Origin of the sequence: uncultured Streptococcus sp. (assembly GCF_901875575.1) — a bacterium.
Classification (GTDB): domain Bacteria; phylum Bacillota; class Bacilli; order Lactobacillales; family Streptococcaceae; genus Streptococcus.
In genome coordinates, this window is record NZ_CABFMF010000051.1 from 1 (window position 1) to 674 (window position 674).

1 protein-coding gene and 1 pseudogene are annotated in these 674 nt (G+C 37.7%); both read left to right on the forward strand.

All coding sequences use genetic code 11. The features are described 5' to 3' along the window. A pseudogene (locus tag QZ114_RS09855) lies at window positions 1-183 on the forward strand (transcriptional regulator); the annotation flags it as partial. 53 nt (window positions 184-236) lie between these two features. Beyond that, window positions 237-383, forward strand: a complete 147-nt coding sequence (locus QZ114_RS08175; RefSeq protein WP_000568697.1) for a hypothetical protein — start codon at window positions 237-239, stop codon at window positions 381-383. Window positions 384-674 lie beyond the last annotated feature (291 nt).

The following is a 674-nucleotide window of genomic DNA, read 5'->3' on the forward strand; positions in this document are numbered from 1 at the left end:
ATAGAGAACAAGCGAGCCAGAAAATACTTTATTATCCATTATTGCTACATGAGGAAGAAAACAGTAAGCGAATGTTTAGAAATTGCTGGGACAAAATCCACTAGCTACCACCGATATAAACAGATAGCCGTCTTAAACTTTGCGAGAATCCACCAGAACGGAGAGCTAGAAGCATATAAGTAGGCGTCGGTGGTGTTTTGTTGAAAAATGTTGAGATTTAAGTGAGGGGGGATGACATGATTGAAGATTTTTTGATTGATTTGGAGAATATCCAATTAGAGGATATGGAGATAGATTTAAACATGGATATAGACATAGATTTTGAAATAGATGTTGACCTTGATGATTTATATTTAACCTTACTACAAGAATTAGAAGCATAAATGTTGGCAAATGTAGGCTGAGGCTTCATATTCGCCCCTTATTTTGCTTTGTTTCGTACTGGACAACTAAAACACCATGGATAAACTACAAGCCCTCAGAAACGAATCTGGTGGCTTTTGTGAGGTCATAATCTTATAAACCACGCGCTTCATGGTATAATATACCTATCAGCAACCAGCAATAAAAAAAGCACGTTTGACCGTGCTAGTTCCTTGCCTGCTGAACTCATCGATTGATTGCCCTTTTGTGGGGGCTTTTGTGGTTGAAAAGTGTTAGAAAAGGTGTATAAT

Excerpts from the sequence above, each read along its gene's own strand:
- QZ114_RS08175 (WP_000568697.1), top strand. The coding sequence starts at position 237 with ATGATTGAAGATTTTTTGATTGATTTGGAGAATATCCAATTAGAGGAT.